This is a genomic window from Streptomyces sp. Root431 (assembly GCF_001426585.1).
In the GTDB taxonomy this organism is placed as follows: Bacteria; Actinomycetota; Actinomycetes; order Streptomycetales; family Streptomycetaceae; genus Streptomyces; species Streptomyces stackebrandtii.
Window position 1 is genome coordinate 190,533 of the sequence record NZ_LMEI01000007.1, and the last position, 21,072, is coordinate 211,604.

The window sequence follows — 21,072 nt, forward strand, 5'->3', positions numbered from 1 at the left end:
GAGAAGCGCAAGCACCCATGCCCACGCGCCACGACATCCGTAACGTCGCCATCGTCGCCCACGTCGACCATGGCAAGACGACCATCGTCGACGCCATGCTCAAGCAGGCCGGTGCCTTCGCCGCCCACCAGCAGCTCGACGACCGCATGATGGACTCGAACGACCTGGAACGTGAGAAGGGCATCACGATCCTCGCCAAGAACACGGCGGTGAAGTATCACCCCAAGGACGGCGGGGCCCCGATCACGATCAACATCATCGACACCCCCGGCCACGCCGACTTCGGTGGCGAGGTCGAGCGCGGTCTGTCGATGGTGGACGCGGTCGTCCTCCTCGTGGACGCCTCCGAGGGTCCGCTTCCGCAGACCCGCTTCGTGCTGCGCAAGGCCCTCCAGCAGCGCAAGCCCGTCATCCTCTGCATCAACAAGACGGACCGCCCGGACTCCCGGATCGACGAGGTCGTCAACGAGACCTACGACCTGTTCCTGGACCTGGACGCGGACGAGGACCAGATCGAGTTCCCGATCGTCTACGCCTGCGGCCGTGACGGCATCGCCTCGCTGACCAAGCCGGAGAACGGCACGGTCCCGCAGGACTCCGAGAACCTGGAGCCGTTCTTCTCGGCCATCCTCGAGCACGTCCCGGCCCCGGTGTACGACGAGGAGGCCCCGCTCCAGGCCCACGTCACCAACCTGGACGCCGACAACTTCCTCGGCCGCATCGCGCTCCTCCGCGTCGAGCAGGGCGAGCTGCGCAAGGGCCAGACGGTCGCGTGGATCAAGCGGGACGGCACGATCTCCAACGTCCGCATCACCGAGCTGATGATGACCGAGGCGCTCACCCGGAAGCCGGCCGAGGTCGCCGGCCCCGGTGACATCTGCGCCGTCGCCGGTATCCCCGACATCATGATCGGCGAGACCCTGGCCGACCCGGAGAACCCGATCGCGCTGCCGCTGATCACGGTCGACCAGCCGGCCATCTCCATGACCATCGGCACCAACACCTCGCCGCTCGTCGGCCGCGGTGGCACGGGCAAGGGCGCGGACGCCAAGTCCGCGGTCAAGCAGCGCAAGGTCACCGCCCGCCAGGTCAAGGACCGTCTGGACCGCGAGCTGATCGGTAACGTCTCGCTCCGCGTCCTCGACACCGAGCGTCCCGACGCCTGGGAGGTCCAGGGCCGTGGTGAGCTCGCGCTCGCCATCCTGGTCGAGCAGATGCGCCGCGAGGGCTTCGAGCTCACCATCGGCAAGCCGCAGGTCGTCACCAAGGAGGTCGACGGCAAGACCCACGAGCCCGTCGAGCGCCTCACGGTCGACGTGCCCGAGGAGCACATGGGCGCCGTCACGCAGCTCATGGGCGTCCGCAAGGGCCGCATGGACAACATGTCGAACCACGGCTCCGGCTGGGTCCGCATGGAGTTCGTCGTTCCGTCCCGTGGCCTCATCGGCTTCCGTACGGAGTTCCTGACCAACACCCGCGGTACGGGCATCGCCCACTCGATCCACGAGGGCCACGAGCCGTGGTTCGGCACGCTGACGACCCGTAACAACGGTTCGCTGGTCGCCGACCGCGCCGGCGCCGTCACCGCCTTCGCGATGACGAACCTCCAGGAGCGCGGCGTCCTGTTCACCGACCCCGGCACCGAGGTGTACGAGGGCATGATCGTCGGCGAGAACTCGCGCTCCGACGACATGGACGTGAACATCACCAAGGAGAAGAAGCTCACCAACATGCGCTCCTCCTCCGCCGACTCCTTCGAGGCGATCGTCCCGCCGCGGAAGCTGTCCCTGGAGCAGTCCCTGGAGTTCTGCCGCGACGACGAGTGCGTCGAGGTGACCCCGGAGGCCGTGCGCATCCGCAAGGTCATCCTGGACCAGAACGCGCGCGGTCGTGCGTCTTCCCGTGCCAAGAACGGCTGAGTAGGGTCGCATACGGCCGAGTGCGGCGGGGTAGATCATCGATCTGTGATCTTCGCCGCTCTCGGTTGACATAGCGTCAGGACCGGAGCCCGGGCCCCCACAGATACCTGTGGGGGCCCGGGCTTTTCGTCAAGTTCCGTCAACTTCATTTCGAAGGCCAGGTGTCCGGATATCGGCCATCGCTCTCCGGTACGTGTGTTAACGGTCCGTTTCGGGCGTGTCTGTCTGTGCTCAGTTTGTCCGGATTTCGGTATCCGGGGCCTTGGTGATGTTGTCAAAACGAGACCACTTAAGTGTGGTTTACAGCCCGGACGTACTTAATAGTTGGCTCCATTGAGCTCGGGTCAATGGGTCACGCACTGTGGGGAGTGCCGACTCACGAGCACACTCGGGGCACTTGAGTGCTAGCCGTCAGGGGTGTCGGCAAAACTCGGAGTGCCCCTCTTGTAGTGACAAAGTGGACTCATGAGGAGGAACCCATGCGCGGTGCCAAGAGCGCCAAGTGGGTAACGGGCGCGATCATCGTCGCCCTGGCTGCGACCGCCTGTGGCGGGGGTAAGGGCGACGATGCCGGCAACGGCAAGGGCGCTGTTGACCCGAACGGAATTTTCTCCATCGAGCTGGGCGAGCCTGAGAAGCCCCTGCTCACCGGCGACACGATGGAGTCCAACGGCTCCGCCGTGATGGCCGGCCTGTTCTCGACCCTGGTCGACTACAAGGCCGATGGCTCGCTGGAGATGGTGAACGCCGAGTCGGTCACCACGACGGACTCGAAGACCTGGACCGTCAAGCTCAAGCCGGGCTGGACCTTCCACGACGGCACCGCGGTGACCTCGAAGTCCTACGTGGACGCGTGGAACTGGAACGCCAGCCTGAAGAACGCCCAGGGCCTCGCGTCCTGGTTCGCGGACATCAAGGGCTACGACAAGGTCCACCCGGACGCCGAGGGCGCCAAGCAGACCGCCGACAAGCTCGAGGGTCTGACGGTCGTCGACGAGACCACCTTCAAGATCGAGCTCTCGAAGGCCGTCCCGTACTTCGGTCACAAGCTGGCCTACATCGTCTTCGCGCCGATGGCCGAGTCCTTCTACAAGGACCCGACCGCGGGCGGCCTGAAGCCGGTCGGCAACGGTCCCTACAAGTTCAAGAACTGGGACCGCAAGAAGAAGATCGAGATCGTCCGTTACGACGACTACAAGGGCCCGAACAAGGCGAAGAACGGCGGTGTGGTCTTCAAGAACTACACCACCCTCGAGGCCGCGTACGAGGACCTGAAGTCCGGCAACGTCGACGTTCTGCGTCAGATCGCGCCGAAGGACCTCCCGGTCTACCGCCAGGACCTCGGCGACCGCGCCGTGGACCAGCCGTACTCCGCGATCCAGACCATCGCCGTCGCCTTCTACTCCGACCAGTGGAAGAAGCCGAAGGCGATCGACCCGAAGGTCATCCAGGGTCTGTCGATGGCGATCGACCGTGCCACCATCACCAAGACGGTGCTGCAGGGTACGCGTGAGCCCGCGACCGGCTGGGTCGCCAAGGGTGTCCTGGGCTTCCAGGAGGACGGTGGCGCCGGCGTCACCAAGTTCGACCCGGCGAAGGCCAAGGAGCTCATCGCGGCCGGCGGCGGCGTCCCCGGCAACAAGATCTCCATCCAGTTCAACGCCGATGGCGGCCACAAGGAGTGGGTGGACGCTGTCTGCAACTCCATCACCCAGGCCACCAGCGTCCAGTGCGTCGGCGACGGCAAGCCGGACTTCCAGGCCGACCTGACCGCTCGCAAGACCAAGCAGGTCAAGTCGCTCTACCGCTCCGGCTGGGTGCTCGACTACCCGGTGAACGCCAACTTCATCTCCGACCTGTTCCGCACGGGTGCGGCGGGTAACCAGGGCGACTTCTCCAACAAGGCGCTGGACGCGAAGATCGCCAAGGCCGACTCGGCCGCGACGCTCGACGAGTCCGTGAAGCAGTTCCAGGCCATCGAGAAGGACCTGGTCAACTACATGCCGTCGATCCCGCTCTGGTACTACAAGGTCAACGCGGGCTACTCCGAGAAGGTTTCGGGCGTGGCTTACGGTCAGGACGGCGACCCGATCCTGACCGGCGTCGAGGTCAAGAAGTAATCACCCAAGCGTAGTCCGCACGCCGTCACGGGACTTGACGGATCGTCAAGTCCCGTCTCGGTGCCCTACGCAGCGGCTGGGGGGCCCTTCCACGACATAGCCATGCCCGAATTCGGGCATAGCTGTGCCATGGGAGGGCCCGTCGGTTGCCGCTGTCACATCTCAACGGAGGCATGATGGGGCGTTATGTCGCACGACGACTGCTCCAGATGATCCCGGTTTTCATCGGGACGACCCTGCTGATCTTCCTCATGGTGCGCAGCCTGCCCGGTGATCCCGTGCTGGCGATGTTCGGCGACAAGGGCGCCGACCCGGCGACTCTCGCCGCGAAGCGCCATGAGCTGGGCCTTGACCGGCCCCAGTGGGTGCAGTACGTCACGTATATGTGGGACATGATCTGGCACCAGGACTTCGGTACCCAGATCCGTAACGGCCGACCGGTCACGGAAGTGCTCGGCGACGCGTTCCCCATCACGCTCCAGCTGGCGGCCCTCGCGTTCGCCATCGAGCTGATCTTCGGCATCGGCCTGGGTATCATCGGCGGTCTGCGCGCCGGCCGGCTGGCCGACAACGCGATCCTGATCTTCACCTTGCTGATCATCTCGATCCCGGTCTTCGTTCTCGGCTACATCATCAAGATGGTGTTCGCCTTCAACTTGGAGTGGATCGCACCGAACGTGAGTACCGAGCCGGTCCTGAGCGAGATGCTCGCTCCGGCCATTGTGCTCGGCGGTCTCTCCCTCGCCTATGTGGCGCGGCTCACCCGTACGTCCATGGCGGAGAACCTGCGCGCCGACTACATGCGTACGGCTGTCGCCAAGGGCCTGCCGCGGCGCCGGGTCATCGGCGTCCACCTGATGCGCAACTCGATGATCCCCGTGGTCACCTTCCTCGGCACCGACATCGGCGCCCTCATGGGCGGCGCGGTCGTCACCGAGGCGATCTTCAACATCAAGGGAATCGGCGGCGTCATCGCCGAGTCGATCTCCCGGCGCGAAGGTTCGACCCTGGTGGGCCTCGTCACCATCCTGGTGATCGTCTACCTCGTCACCAGCCTGCTCATCGACCTGCTGTACGCGGTCCTGGACCCGAGGATCCGGTATGCCTGACGTGACCAAGTCCGCCATCGCAGTCGAGGACGCCGTCGCCACCCCCTCGGTGGACGCGTCCGCTCCGGCGCCCAAGCAGGAGAAGGCTCGTAGCCTCTGGGGCGACGCCTGGGCCGATCTCCGTCGCAACCCGTACTTCATCGTCTCGTCGGTGCTGATCGCGCTGCTGCTGCTGATCTCGGCGTGGCCGACCCTCTTCACCAGCGCGTCCCCGACCGCCGGTGACCTGGTCCACCACTTCCTGAGCAAGCCCGAACTGGGCAGCATCGGCTCGCCGGAGTGGCTGGGCTACGACCAGCAGGGCCGCTCCGTCTACGCCCGCCTGATCCACGGCACCCGCGCCTCGATCATCGTCGGCGTCTGCGTCACCGCGATCGTCACGATCGTCGGCGGCATCATGGGCATGATCTCCGGCTACTTCGGCGGCTGGGTCGACGCGGTGCTCTCCCGTCTCACCGACGTCTTCTTCGGCATCCCGTTCCTGCTCGGCGCCATGGTCGTCCTTCAGGCCTTCGTCGAGCGGACCGTCTGGGTCGTCGTCTTCGCCCTCGCGTTCCTCGGCTGGACCCAGATCACCCGCGTCATGCGCGGTGCCGTGATCACCGTCAAGCAGGCCGACTACGTCCACGCGGCCAAGGCCCTCGGCGCCGGCACGACCCGGATCCTCTTCCGGCACATCCTGCCGAACGCCATGGCCCCCGTGATCGTCGTCGCGACCATCGCGCTCGGCGGTTACATCTCGGCCGAGGCCACCCTGTCGTTCCTCGGTCTGGGCCTCGCGGCCCCGACCGTCTCGTGGGGTGTCGACATCTCCGCGGGTGTCGCCCAGATCCGAGTGGCCCCGCACGTCCTGCTCTGGCCCTCGATCATGCTGAGCCTCACCGTTCTGGCGTTCATCATGCTCGGCGAAGCCGTCCGCAACGCCCTCGACCCCAAGCTGCGCTGAGGAGGGCGTAAAAGATGAGCATCATCGACAAGACCGCGGCCGTCCCCGCGCCGCGCGCCGGAGCCGACTACAACGGCCCGCTGCTCGAAGTCCGCGACCTGCACGTCGAGTTCCACACCCGTGACGGTGTGGCCAAGGCGGTCAACGGTGTCAACTACTCGGTGAACGCCGGCGAGACCCTCGCCGTCCTTGGCGAGTCCGGCTCCGGCAAGTCCGTCACCGCGCAGGCCATCATGGGCATCCTCGACATGCCGCCGGGCAAGATCCCGCAGGGCGAGATCCTGTTCCGCGGCGAGGACATGCTGAAGATGTCCGAAGAGGAGCGCCGCAAGATCCGCGGCCGGAAGATCGCCATGATCTTCCAGGACGCGCTGTCCTCCCTCAACCCGGTCCTCACCGTCGGCTACCAGCTCGGCGAGATGTTCCGGGTGCACCAGGGCCTGTCCAAGAAGGACGCCAAGGTCAAGGCCATCGAGCTGATGGACAAGGTCAAGATCCCCGCCGCCAAGGCGCGGGTCGGCGACTACCCCCACCAGTTCTCCGGCGGTATGCGTCAGCGCATCATGATCGCCATGGCGCTCGCCCTGGAGCCGGACCTGATCATCGCCGACGAGCCCACCACGGCTCTCGACGTGACCGTCCAGGCCCAGGTCATGGACCTCCTCTCGGAGCTCCAGCAGGAATACAACATGGGCCTGATCCTGATCACCCACGACCTCGGCGTCGTCGCCGACGTCGCGGACAAGATCGCCGTGATGTACGCCGGCCGGATCGTCGAGCAGGCGCCGGTCCACGAGCTGTACGGGCGCCCCGCGCACCCGTACACCCGCGGCCTGCTGGACTCGATCCCGCGCCTGGACCAGAAGGGCCAGGAGCTCTACGCGATCAAGGGCCTGCCGCCCAACCTGCTCCGCGTGCCCACCGGCTGTGCCTTCAACCCGCGCTGCCCCAAGGCCGACGACATCTGCCGTACGGAGATCCCGGCCCTGGCGCCGGTCACCGAGCAGGACGGCGCGGATCTCCCGGGCCGTAAGAGCGCCTGCCACTTCTGGAAGGAGACGATCCATGGCTGACCTCAGCACGAACGACGAGGCCGTGGCCGCCGCCATCGAGGCTCCCGTGGGCCGCGGCGAGCCGATCCTCCAGGTGCGTGGCCTGAAGAAGCACTTCCCGCTGACGCAGGGCATCCTCTTCAAGAAGCAGGTCGGCGCGGTCAAGGCCGTGGACGGGGTCTCCTTCGACCTCTACCAGGGCGAGACCCTCGGCATCGTGGGCGAGTCCGGCTGTGGCAAGTCCACGGTCGCCAAGCTCCTGATGAACCTGGAGCGGGCCACCGCCGGCGAGGTCTTCTACAAGGGCCAGGACATCACCAAGCTGTCCGGGCGCGCGCTGAAGGCCGTCCGCCGCAACATCCAGATGGTGTTCCAGGATCCGTACACCTCGCTGAACCCGCGTATGACGGTCGGCGACATCATCGGGGAGCCGTACGACATCCACCCCGAGGTGGCCCCGAAGGGCGACCGGCGCCGCAAGGTGCAGGAGCTCCTCGACGTCGTCGGTCTGAACCCGGAGTACATCAACCGGTACCCGCACCAGTTCTCCGGCGGTCAGCGCCAGCGCATCGGCATCGCCCGCGGCCTCGCGCTCAACCCGGAGATCATCATCTGCGACGAGCCGGTCTCGGCCCTGGACGTCTCCGTCCAGGCGCAGGTCATCAACCTGATGGGGAAGCTGCAGGAGGAGTTCAACCTCTCCTACCTCTTCATCGCGCACGACCTGTCGATCGTCCGGCACATCTCGGACCGCGTCGGCGTCATGTACCTCGGCAAGATGGCCGAGATCGGTACGGACGAGCAGATCTACGAGCACCCGACGCACCCGTACACGCAGGCGCTGCTCTCCGCGGTGCCGGTGCCGGACCCGCAGGCCCGCGCGCACCGCGAGCGGATCATCCTCACCGGTGACGTCCCCTCGCCGGCGAACCCGCCGTCGGGCTGCAGCTTCCGCACCCGTTGCTGGAAGGCGCAGGAGAAGTGCTCCCAGGAGACTCCGATCCTCGCGATCCCGACGGTCTTCCAGGGCCAGGACACCCCGGCCGCCCACTTCTCGGCGTGCCACTTCGCCGAGGAGAAGCAGGTCGTCCCGGTGCACTGACGCACGGACACGCCGTCTGATCCGGTTCGCCCGGAGACCGAGAGGCCCCCGCCACCCGCAAGGGTGCCGGGGGCCTTTCGCGTTCCCTGGGGGTGTCGCGTACGGCGCCGGGATCTCGCGTACGGCCGAGTCCGGAACCCCGGTGTCCCACGGAACGGGGGTACGGGCGTCCCGTTCCCGTCCCGCGTCCCCCCGCCCGTCCCGTGAGGCCGACGGGACGGGAGCCCCGTCCGGGCACCCCCCGCCTGGACCGTCGACGGCATGCCGACCCACCCCATCCGCCCCGGGACGCGTCCCGGCAGTGGGACACCGGGGGAGGCCCGCCGGGACTGGCAGCGTGTTCGGCGGCGCAGCTCACCGCGCCGCCCGCCGCCTCATCACCAGGGGTCCCTGTGAACGCACTCACCCGCAAGCTCGCCACCGTCGGTTCGGCCGTCGCGATGGCCGCGTCGAGCCTGCTGCTCGCCTCGTCGCCGGCGTCGGCGGCCCCGTCGGTCTGCAACTCGATCACCTGCGCGGGTCTGGACCCGGCACAGACGGTCTGTCAGAACGACGCGAGGACCGTCCTCACCAGCTCGACGGGCGTCGAGCTGCGCTACAGCCCGTACTGCCGGGCCGCCTGGGCCCGCAAGTCCTCGGCCGTGGCGGGACACTCGTACAGGGCCGTCAACGGACGGTACGAGCAGTGGACGGTGACGCCCAACACGTCGGGCGGGACGGTCTGGACCCGCATGGTCGACGTCAAGGACATCCCCTCGTACGCCGCCGACTATCGCCCGGACGGGACCCACGCCTCCGATACCGGATGGTTCAACTGATGAGCACCGTCACCCGAGGGCTCGCGACCGCCGGTTCGGCCCTCGCCCTCGCGGCATCGAGCCTCCTGCTCGCCTCGTCGCCGGCGTCCGCCGCGACCTCCTGCAACGGGCCCGACTGCACCGGCAAGGACCCGAGCACCACCGTCTGCCAGAACGACGCCCGCACGGTCGCCACGAACAGCCTGGGCACCGAGCTGCGCTACAGCCCGACCTGCCGGGCCGCCTGGGCACGGCAGAGCGGCGACACCGCGATGACCGTCTGGGTCGAGAGCAACACCGGCCTGGAGCAGGCCATTCACTACTCCGGCAACGGCACCGCGTGGACCGCGATGATCGACGACCGGGGCATCATCGCCCGGGCCTGCGGCCACGTCACGGGCTTCGGCTCGTCCTGCACGACCTGGTACTAGACCCCTCTCAGAAGGAGAACCCGCCATGAAGGCACTCACCCGCAAGCTCGCCACCGTCGGTTCGGCCTTCGCGATGGCCGCGTCGAGCCTGCTGCTCGCCTCGTCGCCGGCGTCCGCCGCGACGAGCTGCTACGCGAGCAGCTGCGAGGGCCTGGACCCGTCGACGACCATCTGCCAGAACGACGCGCGTACCGTCGGCACGACCAGCTTCTGGGGGACGGAGCTGCGCTACAGCCCCACCTGCCGGGCGGCCTGGGCGCGCTTCCCCACGTTCACGCCGGCCCGGTTGACCATCTGGGTGCAGCGCAGTGGCGGCGGCGGGCTCTACGCGGTGAAGACCAACGGCAGCAACGCCGTCTGGACGCAGATGCTGAACGACAAGGACCTCCTGGCCCGGGCCTGCGACCACTACGAGGGCGACTTCCAGCCCGAATGCACGTCCTGGTACTAGACCTTTCGGAAGGAGAACCCGCCATGAAGGCACTCACCCGCAAGCTCGCCACCGTCGGTTCGGCCTTCGCGATGGCCGCGTCGAGCCTGCTGCTCGCCTCCTCGCCGGCCTCGGCCGCCACGTCCTGCTACGCCTCGTCGTGCCATGGCCTGGACCCCGCGACGACGATCTGCCAGAACGACGCGAAGACCGTGGCCTACGGCTGGTTCCACGCACAGGAGTTGCGCTACAGCCCCACCTGTCGAGCGGCGTGGACGCGCTACAAGACGACGTCCGGCGAGCCCATCACCGTCGCCGTGCGGCGCGAGGACGGCAGCGCGACCTTGACGACGCGCTACGCGGGTGACGGCGTCACCGTCTGGACCCGCATGGTCAACGACAAGGACGCTCTGTCCAGGGCCTGCGTCTTCCTGTTGGACGGCACCGATCGCTACGACTGCTCCGATCCGTACTAGTCGGAAAGCGCCCCTCATGCACCTTCCCCGGACCCTGACCCGCAGGCTCACCACCGTCGGTTCGGCCCTGGCGCTCGCCGCGTCGAGCCTGCTCCTCGCCTCGTCGCCGGCCTCCGCCGCCACCTCCTGCTACGGGAGCGGCTGCACCGGCCTCGACCCCGCCACCACCGTCTGCCAGAGCGACGCCCGTACGGTACGGACCGCCGCCTGGGGCGTGGAGCTCCGCTACAGCCCCACCTGCCGCGCCGCCTGGGCCCGCAAGACCTCCGGTGGCTCCCTCGACACGGAGATCTGGGTGCACAACTCCCAGGGGGCCTCGCGGGGGGTCTATTACGGCGGCAACGGGACGGCGTACACCGCGATGGTCGACGACAAGGACATCCTCGCCTGGGCGTGCGAGGTGCGCGCCTACGAGACCCGCCAGACCGACTGCACCGAGCGCTACTAAGGACGATCGCCCATGACCACGGTCACCGGACCGAACCCCCGTCGTCGCACCCTCCTCACCGGCGCCTTCGCCCTCGGCGCCGCCACCGTCCTGCCCGTGGGCCTCGCCGACCGGGCACGGGCCGCCGCCGGCGTCCCCGTCATCGCGGACTGCGCCGCCTGGGGCGCCCGCCCCGCGAGCAGCCCCCTCACGATCCTGCCCACCCCGCCCGTCAAGATCATCGTGCACCACACGGCGACCCCCAACGTCACCGACTACTCGCAGGACCAGGCCTTCAAGCTCGCCCGGTCCATGCAGAACTGGGCGATGGACGACCGGGGTTGGATCGACACCGGGCAGCACTTCACCGTCAGCCGCGGCGCCCACGTCGTCGAGGGCCGCCACAGCAGCCTGGCCGAGCTCCAGCGCGGCACCCGGACCGTCGAGTCCGCGCACTGCACCGGACAGAACACCGTCGCCATCGGCATCGAGAACGAGGGCACCTACACCTCCGTCGACCCGCGCGGCGCGCAGTACGCGGCCCTGGTCGACCTCTGCGCCCACATCTGCCGCCAGTACGGCCTGCGGGCCTACCAGATCTACGGGCACCGGGACTTCAACGCGACCGAATGCCCCGGCGACCGCCTGTACGCGCTGCTCCCGCAGCTCCGCCGGGACGTCGCCGCACGGATCGGCGGCGACCCGACGGCCCCCGTCTGGCCGCTGCTGCGCACGGGCGACTCGGGCGACCGGGTGCGGGCGCTCCAGCACCTCCTGGCCGGGCGGGGCGCCGTGCTCACCGTCGACGGGTCGTTCGGCCCGGCCACCGAGAAGGCCGTACGCGACCTCCAGACCCTGACGCGGGCGACCGCCGACGGCCTGGCCGGCAACCAGACCTGGCACCAACTCGTCGCCCCCGTACGGCGGGACGAGTCGGGCGAGGCCGTCAAGGCCGTCCAGTTCCTGCTCGGCGCGCGCGGGGTCCCCACCACGGTGGACGGCGTCTTCGGGTCCGGCACCCAGGCGGCGGTCACCACCTTCCAGTCGGGCGCGGGGCTTCCCGCCGACGGTCTCGTCGACGCCCGTACCTTCGGCCGCCTGCTCGGCTGACCCGAGCCCGGGCCGCCTTCCCCTCTCCCCTCAGCAGGAGGAGCACTCAGCCATGCCCTCGCACACTCTGCCCACCGCCCGATGGGCGGTTCTCCTCGCCGCCGTCGTCGCCCTCCTCGTCGGCCTGGTCTCCCCGGCCCAGGCCCTGGCCGGCGCCTTCGCGCCGACCCAGAGCAAGGGCAACCGCGGGTCGGACGTCGCCGCACTCCAGTACCTGCTCAACGCCCAGGGCGCCGGGCTCACCGCCGACGGCGCCTTCGGGGCCGGCACCGACTCGGCGGTCCGCTCCTTCCAGTCGGCCAAGGGCCTGGACTCCGACGGCATCGTCGGCCCCAACACCTGGAAGGCGCTCACGCCCACCGTGCGAGAGGGGAGCCAGGGCGAGGCGGTGAAGGCCGTCCAGCACCTGCTCAACGCCAAGCGCGGAGCCGGCCTGACCGTCGACGGCGCCTTCGGCCCCGGCACCGCCTCGGCCGTACGCACCTTCCAGGGCCACGCGGGTCTCGGCGCGGACGGCGTCGTCGGCCCGGACACCTGGACGAACCTCCTCTGGCACTACGAGTACGTCGACTACAACGCCGGCACCCTCTGCAACCAGAGCCCCGACGGCAACAGCTCCGCCGACTGGGGCACCGCGGCCGCCGTCGGCCAGCTGGAGGCCGCGGCCCGCAGCTTCTCCGCCCTCGGCCGCGGCAAGCTGCCGGTCGGCGATGTGAGCTTCGAGCACGGCGGCAGCATCACCGGCCACGCCAGCCACCAGGTCGGGCTCGACGCCGACCTCTGGCCCGTCCGTACGGACTCGGCCCAGTGCGGCGGCTCCCGGATCACCTGGCAGTCGGCCGCCTACGACCGCGGCGCGACCCGCGAGCTGGTCAAGGCCCTGCTCGCGGCGGCCCCCGGCCACGTGAAGTTCGTGTACTTCAACGACCCCCAGCTGATCGCGGAGGGGCTGACGGTCCAGTACCCCAACCACGACAACCACCTGCACATCCGGTACTGCGAGCCGGTCCACCCGAACGCCTCGTACCAGTGCTGACGGCTGCCGCCACGGCATCCACGACCATGAGGAAGAAGAGACGATGAGAAGAATCCCGGGCCTGGCGGCCACGCTGCTCGCCGCCCTGGTGGCCGCGCTGACGGCCGGGCTGCTCTCGGCCGGCCCCGCCCTCGCCGCCGACTGGCCGCTCGTCCGCAAGGGCGACAACAGCGTCCAGGTGACGACCGTCCAGCACTTGCTGACCGCCCGCGGCTACGCCACCGGCGCCGACGGCGCCTTCGGCGACGGCACCGAGGCCAAGGTGAAGAGCTTCCAGAGCGCCGCCGGTCTCAGCCCGGTGGACGGCATCGTCGGCGCCGACACCTGGTCCAAGCTGATCGTCACCGTCCGCAAGGGCGACAACGGATCCGCCGTCAAGGCCCTCCAGACCCAGCTCAACCGCTATGGGGCGGGCCTCGCCGTCGACGGCGCCTTCGGCGACGGCACCGACGGCAAGGTCAAGAGCTTCCAGACCTCCAAGGGCCTCGACGCGGACGGCATCGTCGGCCCGGACACCTGGCGCGCCCTGGTCACCGGCACCTCCGGCGGCAGCGGCGGCGACAGCGGCCTGCTGACCCACTCCGAGGCGGCCTCGATCTTCACCTCGGCCGGCGGCATCACCTGGACCTCCTCCGGCAACTGCTCCAACCGCAACAGCAGCAGCTGCACCTCGTTCGACGGCCTGCGCCGGGCCTCCGCCGACGGCACGGTCACCCTGCGCAGGGCGAGCGGCTGCGCCCTGACCATCACGGGCGGTACGGAGACGGGGCACGCGAGCGGCACGTACAGCCACTGGAACGGCTACAAGATCGACTTCAGCCCGACCAGCTGCCTGAGCAACTACATCACCGGCACCTTCCCGCGGACCGGTACCCGCGCCGACGGCGCGGCGCTCTACACCGCCCCCTCGGGCAACATCTACGCCCGCGAGAGCAACCACTGGGACGTGACCTTCCTCAACTGACGCGGAGACACCCACTCGGGGCGGCGGCCGGCCGCGGCGGAACACGCCGCGGCCGGCCGCCGTCGCGCCACGTCTCCCGAGCGGCCTCCGGCGCACCAATGGGTGCCGACAACATGCATGCCTTCTGATTTCGGGTCATATTGAGCCCTAAGTCACACTTAGGGACATATGGGAGGCACTCCATGCGCGGAGCCACGCACGCCAAGTGGGCCGCACTGGCCACCGCAGTCGCCCTCGCGGCGACCGCTTGTGGCGGCGGTGACGACAGCGGCGGCGGCGGAGGGGCCGACGGCATCGTGACCTCCTCGTGGGGAGACCCGCAGAACCCACTGGAGCCGGCCAACACCAACGAGGTGCAGGGCGGCAAGGTCCTCTCCATGATCTTCCGGGGGCTCAAGCAGTACGACCCGAAGACCGGCGAGGCCAAGGACATGCTCGCCGAGAAGATCGAGACCACCGACTCGACCAACTTCACCATCACGGTCAAGGACGGCTGGACCTTCTCCAACGGCGAGAAGGTCACCGCCAAGTCCTTCGTCGACGCCTGGAACTACGGCGCCCACCTGAAGAACAACCAGAAGAACGCCTACTTCTTCGGCCAGATCCAGGGGTACGACCAGGTCCACCCCGAGAAGGGCGAGCCCACCGCCGAGACCATGTCCGGTCTCAAGGTCACCGGCGGCCAGACCTTCACGGTCAAGCTCACCCAGAAGTTCTCCACCTGGCCCATCACCCTCGGCTACGCGGCCTTCGCACCGCTGCCCCAGGCCTTCTTCGACGACCACGCCGCCTGGCTCTCGAAGCCCGTCGGGAACGGCCCCTACACCGTCGACTCCTACTCCAAGGGCTCGCAGATGGCCCTCAAGCGCTGGGACGACTACCCGGGCGCCGACAAGGCCCAGAACGGCGGCATCACCCTCAAGGTCTACACCGACAACAACACGGCCTACACCGACCTGACGGCCGGAAACCTCGACCTCGTCGACGACATCCCCGCCGCCCAGCTGAAGAACGTCTCCGCCGACCTCGGCGACCGGTACATCAACGTCCCCGCCGGCATCATCCAGACCCTGGCTTTCCCGTTCTACGACCCCGCCTGGGACAAGCCCGGCCAGGAGAAGCTCCGCCAGGGCCTCTCCATGGCGATCGACCGCAACCAGATCACCGAGACGATCTTCCAGAAGACCCGTACCCCCGCCGTCGACTGGACCTCCCCGGTCCTCGGCGAGGAGGGCGGCTTCAAGGACATCTGCGGCGACTTCTGCAAGTACGACGCGGCCGAGGCGAAGAAGCTCGTCGCCGAGGGCGGCGGCATCCCCGGCGGCACGATGAAGATCTCGTACAACGCCGACACCGGCTCCCACAAGGAATGGGTCGACGCGGTCTGCAACTCCATCAACCGCGCCCTCGGCAACGACAAGGCCTGCGTCGGCAACCCCGTCGGCACCTTCGCCGACTACCGCAACCAGGTCACGTCGCAGAAGCTCGCGGGCCCCTTCCGGGCCGGCTGGCAGATGGACTACCCGCTCATCCAGAACTTCCTCCAGCCGCTGTACTACACGAACGCCTCGTCCAACGACGGCAAGTGGACGAGCCCCGAGTTCGACAAGCTCGTCAACCAGGCCAACGCCGAGACCGACATCGCCAAGGCCGTCGGACTCTTCCAGCAGGCCGAGGAAGTCCTCCGCGACGACATGGGCGCCATCCCGCTCTGGTACCAGAACGGCAGCGCGGGCTACTCGGAGGCCGTCTCCAACGTGACGCTGAACCCCTTCAGCGTGCCGGTCTACGACCAGATCAAGGTCAACTGACGCCGTAGGAGGTCGGCGGCGTACGGCCCGGCCCGCGGAAACCACCGCGCCGGGCCGTACGCCTTCCCCGCCCCCCCCGGGAGCGGGGACAACCCCTCCCCAGAGCGAACCCCCTACCCGGAGCCAACCCCCGGAGCCCCCCATGGGTCGTTATGTGATCCGGCGACTGCTGCAGATGATCCCGGTCTTCTTCGGCGCCACGCTGCTGATCTTCCTGATGGTGAACGTGATGGGCGACCCCATCGCCGGTCTGTGCGGCGACCGCCAGTGCGACCCGGCGACCGCGGCCCAGCTCGAGAAGGAGTACGGCCTCGACAAGCCCGTCTGGCAGCAATACCTGATCTACATGGGCAACGTCTTCACCGGCGACTTCGGCACCGCGTTCAACGGCCAGGAAGTCACCGAGCTGATGGCCAGCGCCTTCCCGGTCACCATCCGCCTCACCCTCGTCGCCATCTTCTTCGAGATCGTCATCGGCATCAGCCTCGGCGTCCTCACCGGCCTCAAGCGGGGCCGCCCCGTCGACACCACCGTGCTGCTGCTGACGCTGGTCGTCATCTCCATCCCGACCTTCGTCACCGGCCTCCTCCTCCAGCTCCTCCTCGGAGTCGAATGGGGCTGGATCAAACCGGCCGTCTCCACCGACGCCCCGCTGAACGAGCTGATCGTCCCGGGCCTCGTCCTCGCCTCGGTCTCCCTCGCGTACGTCACCCGGCTCACCCGGACCTCGATCGCCGAGAACAAGCGGGCCGACTACGTCCGCACCGCCGTCGCCAAGGGCCTGCCGCGCCACCGCGTCATCAGCCGCCACCTGCTGCGCAACAGCCTCATCCCGGTGGTGACCTTCATCGGCACCGACATCGGCGCGCTCATGGGCGGAGCCATCGTCACCGAGCGGATCTTCAACATCCACGGTGTCGGCTACCAGCTCTACCAGGGCATCCTCCGCCAGAACACCCAGACCGTGGTCGGCTTCGTGACCGTCCTCGTCCTGGTCTTCCTGGTGGCGAACCTGCTCGTCGACCTCCTGTACGCCGTCCTTGACCCGAGGATCCGCTATGCCTGAGCAGCCTCAGCCGTTCGACGACGGCCGCGCGATCAACCACACCGGCGCCGGCGGTGGCACCGACCTCGCGATGGACGAGGGCGAGACGCTGGAGAAGACGCCAGGCGGACCCAAGGGCACCGGGCCCGACAAGAAGCCCCGCTCCCTCTGGTCCGACGCCTGGCACGACCTGCGCCGCAACCCGATCTTCATCATCTCCGGGCTGATCATCGTCTTCCTGGTGATCATCTCGATCTGGCCCCAGCTCATCGCCAGCGGCAACCCGCTCGACTGCGACCTCTCCAAGGCGCAGGAGGGCTCCCAGCCCGGCCACCCGTTCGGCTTCAACGGCCAGGGCTGCGACGTCTACACCCGTACCGTCTACGGAGCCAGGGCCTCCCTCGAGGTCGGTCTCTTCGCCACCCTCGGCGTGACCCTCCTCGGCTCCGTCCTCGGCGGCCTCGCCGGCTTCTACGGCGGCGCCTGGGACGGCTTCCTCTCCCGCATCACCGACGTCTTCTTCGCGATCCCCGTCGTCCTCGGCGGCCTCGTCCTGCTCTCCGTCGTCAGCAACAACAGCGTCTGGCCCGTCATCGGCTTCATGGTGCTCCTCGGCTGGCCGCAGATCTCCCGCATCGCCCGCGGCTCCGTCATCACCGCCAAGCAGAACGACTACGTCCACGCCGCCCGCGCGCTCGGGGCCTCCAACAACCGGATGCTGCTCCGCCACATCGCGCCGAACGCCCTCGCGCCCGTCATCGTGGTCGCGACCATCGCCCTCGGCACGTACATCTCGCTCGAAGCCACGCTCTCCTTCCTCGGCGTCGGCCTCAAGCCCCCGACCGTCTCCTGGGGCATCGACATCTCCTCGGCCGCCCCGTACGTGCGCAACGCACCGCAGATGCTGCTCTGGCCCTCCGGCGCGCTCGCCATCACGGTGCTCGCCTTCATCATGCTCGGCGACGCCGTCCGCGACGCCCTCGACCCCAAGCTGAGGTAGGGACCCATGCTGCTCGAAGTGCGCGACCTGCACGTGGAGTTCCACACCCGGGAGGGAGTGGCCAAGGCGGTCAACGGCGTCGACTACTCCGTCGACGCGGGGGAGACCCTCGCCGTCCTCGGCGAGTCCGGCTCCGGCAAGTCCGTCACCGCCCAGGCCGTCATGGGCATCCTCGACATCCCCCCGGGAAAGATCACCCAGGGCGAGATCCTCTTCCAGGGCCAGGACCTCCTGAAGCTCTCGGAGGCCGAGCGGCGCAAGATCCGCGGCGCCAAGATGGCGATGGTCTTCCAGGACGCGCTGTCCTCCCTCAACCCCGTCCTCAGCGTCGGCGAACAGCTCGGCGAGATGTTCCGGGTCCACCAGGGGATGTCGCGGAAGGACTCCAAGGCCAAGGCCGTCGAACTGATGGACCGGGTCCGCATCCCCGCCGCCAAGGAACGCGTCGGCCAGTACCCCCACCAGTTCTCCGGCGGCATGCGCCAGCGCATCATGATCGCGATGGCGCTCGCCCTCGAACCCGAGCTGATCATCGCCGACGAGCCGACCACCGCCCTCGACGTCACCGTCCAGGCCCAGGTCATGGACCTCCTCGCCGAGCTCCAGCGCGAGCTCAACATGGGGCTCATCCTCATCACCCACGACCTCGGCGTCGTCGCCGACGTCGCCGACAAGATCGCCGTCATGTACGCGGGCCGGATCGTCGAACAGGCCCCCGTCCACGAGATCTACAAGGCCCCCGCCCACCCCTACACCAAGGGCCTCCTCGAATCGATCCCGCGCCTGGACCAGAAGGGCCAGGAGCTGTACGCGATCAAGGGCCTGCCGCCCAACCTCCTGAACATCCCGCCCGGCTGCGCCTTCAACCCCCGCTGCCCCATGGCCCAGGACGTGTGCCGGACCGACGTACCCCCGCTGTACGACGTGACCGACTCCCCGGTGCCCCGCGCCAGCGCCTGCCACTTCTGGAAGGAGTGCCTCCATGGCTGAGGCGATTCTCGAAGTCCGGGACCTCCACAAGCACTACCCCCTGACCCAGGGCATCCTCTTCAAGAAGCAGGTCGGCGCGGTCAAGGCCGTCGACGGCGTCGACTTCGACCTGGCGGCCGGCGAGACCCTCGGCATCGTCGGCGAGTCCGGCTGCGGCAAGTCGACCGTCGCGAAGATGCTGGTCAACCTGGAGCGGCCGACGTCCGGCACGATCCGCTACAAGGGCGAGGACGTCACCAAGCTGTCCGCCCGCGCCCTCAAGGCCGTCCGCCGCAACATCCAGATGGTCTTCCAGGACCCGTACACCTCGCTCAACCCGCGCATGACGGTCGGCGACATCATCGGCGAGCCGTACGAGATCCACCCCGAGGTGGCTCCGAAGGGCGACCGGCGCCGCAAGGTCCAGGACCTCCTGGACGTCGTCGGCCTCAACCCCGAGTACATCAACCGCTATCCGCACCAGTTCTCCGGCGGCCAGCGCCAGCGCATCGGCATCGCCCGCGGCCTCGCGCTCCAGCCCGAGATCATCGTGGCCGACGAACCGGTCTCCGCCCTCGACGTCTCCGTCCAGGCGCAGGTCGTCAACCTCCTGGAGAAGCTCCAGTCCGAGTTCTCCCTGTCGTACGTGTTCATCGCCCACGACCTGTCGATCGTCCGGCACATCTCCGACCGGGTCGGCGTCATGTACCTCGGCCGGATCGTCGAGATCGGCAGCGACGCCCAGATCTACGACCACCCCACCCACCCGTACACACAGGCGCTGCTCTCCGCCGTCCCCGTCCCCGACCCGGACGCGCGCGCCCACCGCGAGCGCATCATCCTCACCGGCGACGTCCCGTCCCCGGCCAACGTGCCCTCCGGCTGCCGCTTCCGCACCCGCTGCTGGAAGGCGCAGGAGCGCTGCACCCTCGAAGTGCCCCTCCTCGCCGTCCCGGCGGTCTTCCGCCTCACGGACAGCCCGGCGAAGCACGACTCGGCCTGCCACTTCGCGGAGGAGAAGCAGGTCGTCCCACCGGAGAGCGGCGAGAACGGCGGGAACGGCGGGAACGGTGAGACCGGCGGGAACGGTGAGACCAGCGCGAGCGGCGAGACCAGCGCGAACGGCGTGACGGGCAAGGAGGCGAACGGCGGGGAAGAGCCCAAGTCGCTTTAACCCGCAGGCAACTCGACCGACTCCGCTCCGATATACGGACACGGCAGGCTCCGTCGGGTACGGCCGTGCGGGTGCCGTAAGCCGGCCGGGAGCGCGCCATGTCGCCCCCGGCCGGCTGCACGCGCCCCCCTCGTCACCCCCGTCCATGCGGAACCGCTTGTTTCGGTCGGTCGCGACCGTGAGTATCGGAACCGTGACTGTGACACGACCGGCACGTCTCACGGGCGCCGCGCTCTGCGCCGCGCTCGCCCTCTTAGCCGCCGTGTGGATCCTCAAGGACCTCGCCGCGGTCGGCTCACCCGCCGACCTCGGATGGTCCTGGACCGGGGACCCCCGCACCCACTACGTCCTGAGGGGGCGCGCCGCCACGACCCTCCTCGACCCCCTGCTCCTCCTCGTCTCCGTCGCCACCGCCGTCGCCGCCCTGCGCTCCCGCCACGCGGCCTCCGCGCTCGTCGCCACCGGCGCCGTCACCCTCGCCCTGCGCCTGCCCGGCCTCTGGGCGCCCGGGAGCGGCGCGCTCGTCACCGCCCTCCTCGAACTGGCCCTCGCCGCCGGCCTCGTCATCACCGCCGCCGCGGGCCGCCGCCGGACCGAAGGGCCGCACGAGCAGCTCCCCGGCCGGCCCCGCACGGGCCCGGCCGTCACCGCCGGGATCCTCCTCGCCGCCGGCGCCGTCACGGTCGTCCTGTGGGAGGTGTACCGGGCCGTCGAGCTGCCCGCAGAGGTGACCGTCGACCGGTTCCTCGGCGGCCGGTCCGTCATCGCACCGGCCCTCGCGCCCCCGCCCGGCTGGCTGTCGGTGATCCTCGTCGCGCTGTACGGCACGGCCGCCGTCTCCGCCTTCGCCCGCGCCCGTCACACCCGGGCCTTCGGGCTGCTCGCCGGGGCGTTCCTGACGGCGGACGGCATCGCCCTGCTCGCGCGGGTCATCCACTTCGAGCTGATCCCGTACTTCGCGGAGGTCTCCACCGTCGAGCAGATGTACGTCCTCACCGCCGTCCTCGGGTCGGCCGGCGGCATCGCGGTGCTCGTCCTCCTCGCCGGGCGCGGCGCCCCGCCCACCGCGCCCGCGCCCTACGGTCCGTACGGCTCCTACGGCTCGTACGGACCGCCCCCGGCCCCGCCCTACCCGCCGCCGCCCGGCTGGTGAC

At 69.0% G+C, this 21,072-nt stretch carries 19 protein-coding genes and 2 pseudogenes; all 21 read left to right on the forward strand.

The window, feature by feature from the left end:
* Positions 1 to 17: 17 nt before the first annotated feature.
* The 21 genes and pseudogenes from typA to ASC82_RS08220 all read left to right on the forward strand — a co-directional run bounded on the left by typA (position 18) and on the right by ASC82_RS08220 (position 21,071).
* Positions 18 to 1,919: a translational GTPase TypA gene (gene typA, locus ASC82_RS08125; RefSeq protein WP_024756472.1), complete on the forward strand. Its 1,902-nt coding sequence runs from the start codon at positions 18 to 20 to the stop codon at positions 1,917 to 1,919.
* Between the two features lie 479 nt (positions 1,920 to 2,398).
* Entirely contained in the window at positions 2,399 to 4,039 is a 1,641-nt protein-coding gene (locus tag ASC82_RS08130; RefSeq protein WP_056643722.1) for an ABC transporter substrate-binding protein, read from the forward strand.
* A 176-nt stretch (positions 4,040 to 4,215) separates the two neighbouring features.
* Entirely contained in the window at positions 4,216 to 5,148 is a 933-nt protein-coding gene (locus tag ASC82_RS08135) for an ABC transporter permease (protein WP_056644848.1), read from the forward strand.
* The gene (locus tag ASC82_RS08140) at positions 5,141 to 6,094 is read left to right on the forward strand and encodes an ABC transporter permease (protein WP_056643724.1); all 954 of its coding nucleotides are present in this window, start codon (positions 5,141 to 5,143) and stop codon (positions 6,092 to 6,094) included. Before ASC82_RS08135 ends, ASC82_RS08140 begins: the two co-directional genes overlap by 8 nt.
* Positions 6,095 to 6,108: 14 nt before the next feature.
* Positions 6,109 to 7,167 carry an ABC transporter ATP-binding protein gene (locus ASC82_RS08145; protein WP_056643727.1) on the forward strand — a complete coding sequence of 353 codons (1,059 nt, stop codon included), beginning with the start codon at positions 6,109 to 6,111 and terminating at the stop codon, positions 7,165 to 7,167.
* Entirely contained in the window at positions 7,160 to 8,248 is a 1,089-nt protein-coding gene (locus tag ASC82_RS08150) for a dipeptide ABC transporter ATP-binding protein (RefSeq protein ID WP_056643729.1), read from the forward strand. Before ASC82_RS08145 ends, ASC82_RS08150 begins: the two co-directional genes overlap by 8 nt.
* Before the next feature lie 392 nt (positions 8,249 to 8,640).
* On the forward strand, positions 8,641 to 9,066 hold the full coding sequence (locus tag ASC82_RS08155; protein ID WP_056643731.1) for a DUF2690 domain-containing protein: 426 nt from the start codon (positions 8,641 to 8,643) through the stop codon (positions 9,064 to 9,066).
* Positions 9,066 to 9,476: a DUF2690 domain-containing protein gene (locus tag ASC82_RS08160; RefSeq protein ID WP_056643733.1), complete on the forward strand. Its 411-nt coding sequence runs from the start codon at positions 9,066 to 9,068 to the stop codon at positions 9,474 to 9,476. Before ASC82_RS08155 ends, ASC82_RS08160 begins: the two co-directional genes overlap by 1 nt.
* A gap of 25 nt (positions 9,477 to 9,501) precedes the next feature.
* The gene (locus ASC82_RS08165) at positions 9,502 to 9,927 is read left to right on the forward strand and encodes a DUF2690 domain-containing protein (RefSeq protein WP_056643735.1); all 426 of its coding nucleotides are present in this window, start codon (positions 9,502 to 9,504) and stop codon (positions 9,925 to 9,927) included.
* Positions 9,928 to 9,950: 23 nt separating this feature from the next.
* On the forward strand, positions 9,951 to 10,382 hold the full coding sequence (locus tag ASC82_RS08170) for a DUF2690 domain-containing protein (RefSeq protein ID WP_056643737.1): 432 nt from the start codon (positions 9,951 to 9,953) through the stop codon (positions 10,380 to 10,382).
* A gap of 16 nt (positions 10,383 to 10,398) precedes the next feature.
* On the forward strand, positions 10,399 to 10,830 hold the full coding sequence (locus ASC82_RS08175) for a DUF2690 domain-containing protein (protein ID WP_056643739.1): 432 nt from the start codon (positions 10,399 to 10,401) through the stop codon (positions 10,828 to 10,830).
* A gap of 12 nt (positions 10,831 to 10,842) precedes the next feature.
* The gene (locus tag ASC82_RS08180; RefSeq protein ID WP_056643742.1) at positions 10,843 to 11,919 is read left to right on the forward strand and encodes an N-acetylmuramoyl-L-alanine amidase; all 1,077 of its coding nucleotides are present in this window, start codon (positions 10,843 to 10,845) and stop codon (positions 11,917 to 11,919) included.
* A 52-nt stretch (positions 11,920 to 11,971) separates the two neighbouring features.
* Positions 11,972 to 12,955 (forward strand): peptidoglycan-binding protein, encoded by a 984-nt coding sequence (locus ASC82_RS08185; RefSeq protein ID WP_056643744.1) that lies wholly within the window; start codon positions 11,972 to 11,974, stop codon positions 12,953 to 12,955.
* Between the two features lie 43 nt (positions 12,956 to 12,998).
* Positions 12,999 to 13,424: pseudogene (locus tag ASC82_RS30995) on the forward strand (peptidoglycan-binding domain-containing protein); the annotation flags it as partial.
* 102 nt (positions 13,425 to 13,526) lie between these two features.
* A pseudogene (locus tag ASC82_RS31000) lies at positions 13,527 to 13,919 on the forward strand (peptidoglycan-binding protein); the annotation flags it as partial.
* Between the two features lie 182 nt (positions 13,920 to 14,101).
* Complete coding sequence (locus ASC82_RS08195) at positions 14,102 to 15,730, forward strand: ABC transporter substrate-binding protein (protein ID WP_056643749.1); 1,629 nt, start codon at positions 14,102 to 14,104, stop codon at positions 15,728 to 15,730.
* Between the two features lie 142 nt (positions 15,731 to 15,872).
* A complete protein-coding gene (locus tag ASC82_RS08200) occupies positions 15,873 to 16,796 on the forward strand; it encodes an ABC transporter permease (protein ID WP_056643752.1) in 924 nt (307 codons plus the stop codon).
* Positions 16,789 to 17,775, forward strand: a complete 987-nt coding sequence (locus tag ASC82_RS08205) for an ABC transporter permease (RefSeq protein ID WP_056643753.1) — start codon at positions 16,789 to 16,791, stop codon at positions 17,773 to 17,775. The genes ASC82_RS08200 and ASC82_RS08205 overlap by 8 nt, the downstream gene beginning before the upstream one ends.
* Positions 17,776 to 17,781: 6 nt before the next feature.
* Complete coding sequence (locus tag ASC82_RS08210; RefSeq protein WP_056643756.1) at positions 17,782 to 18,765, forward strand: ABC transporter ATP-binding protein; 984 nt, start codon at positions 17,782 to 17,784, stop codon at positions 18,763 to 18,765.
* Entirely contained in the window at positions 18,758 to 19,918 is a 1,161-nt protein-coding gene (locus ASC82_RS08215; RefSeq protein ID WP_079039153.1) for a dipeptide ABC transporter ATP-binding protein, read from the forward strand. Before ASC82_RS08210 ends, ASC82_RS08215 begins: the two co-directional genes overlap by 8 nt.
* Before the next feature lie 193 nt (positions 19,919 to 20,111).
* Positions 20,112 to 21,071 carry a hypothetical protein gene (locus tag ASC82_RS08220; RefSeq protein WP_056643758.1) on the forward strand — a complete coding sequence of 320 codons (960 nt, stop codon included), beginning with the start codon at positions 20,112 to 20,114 and terminating at the stop codon, positions 21,069 to 21,071.
* Position 21,072: the final 1 nt, after the last annotated feature.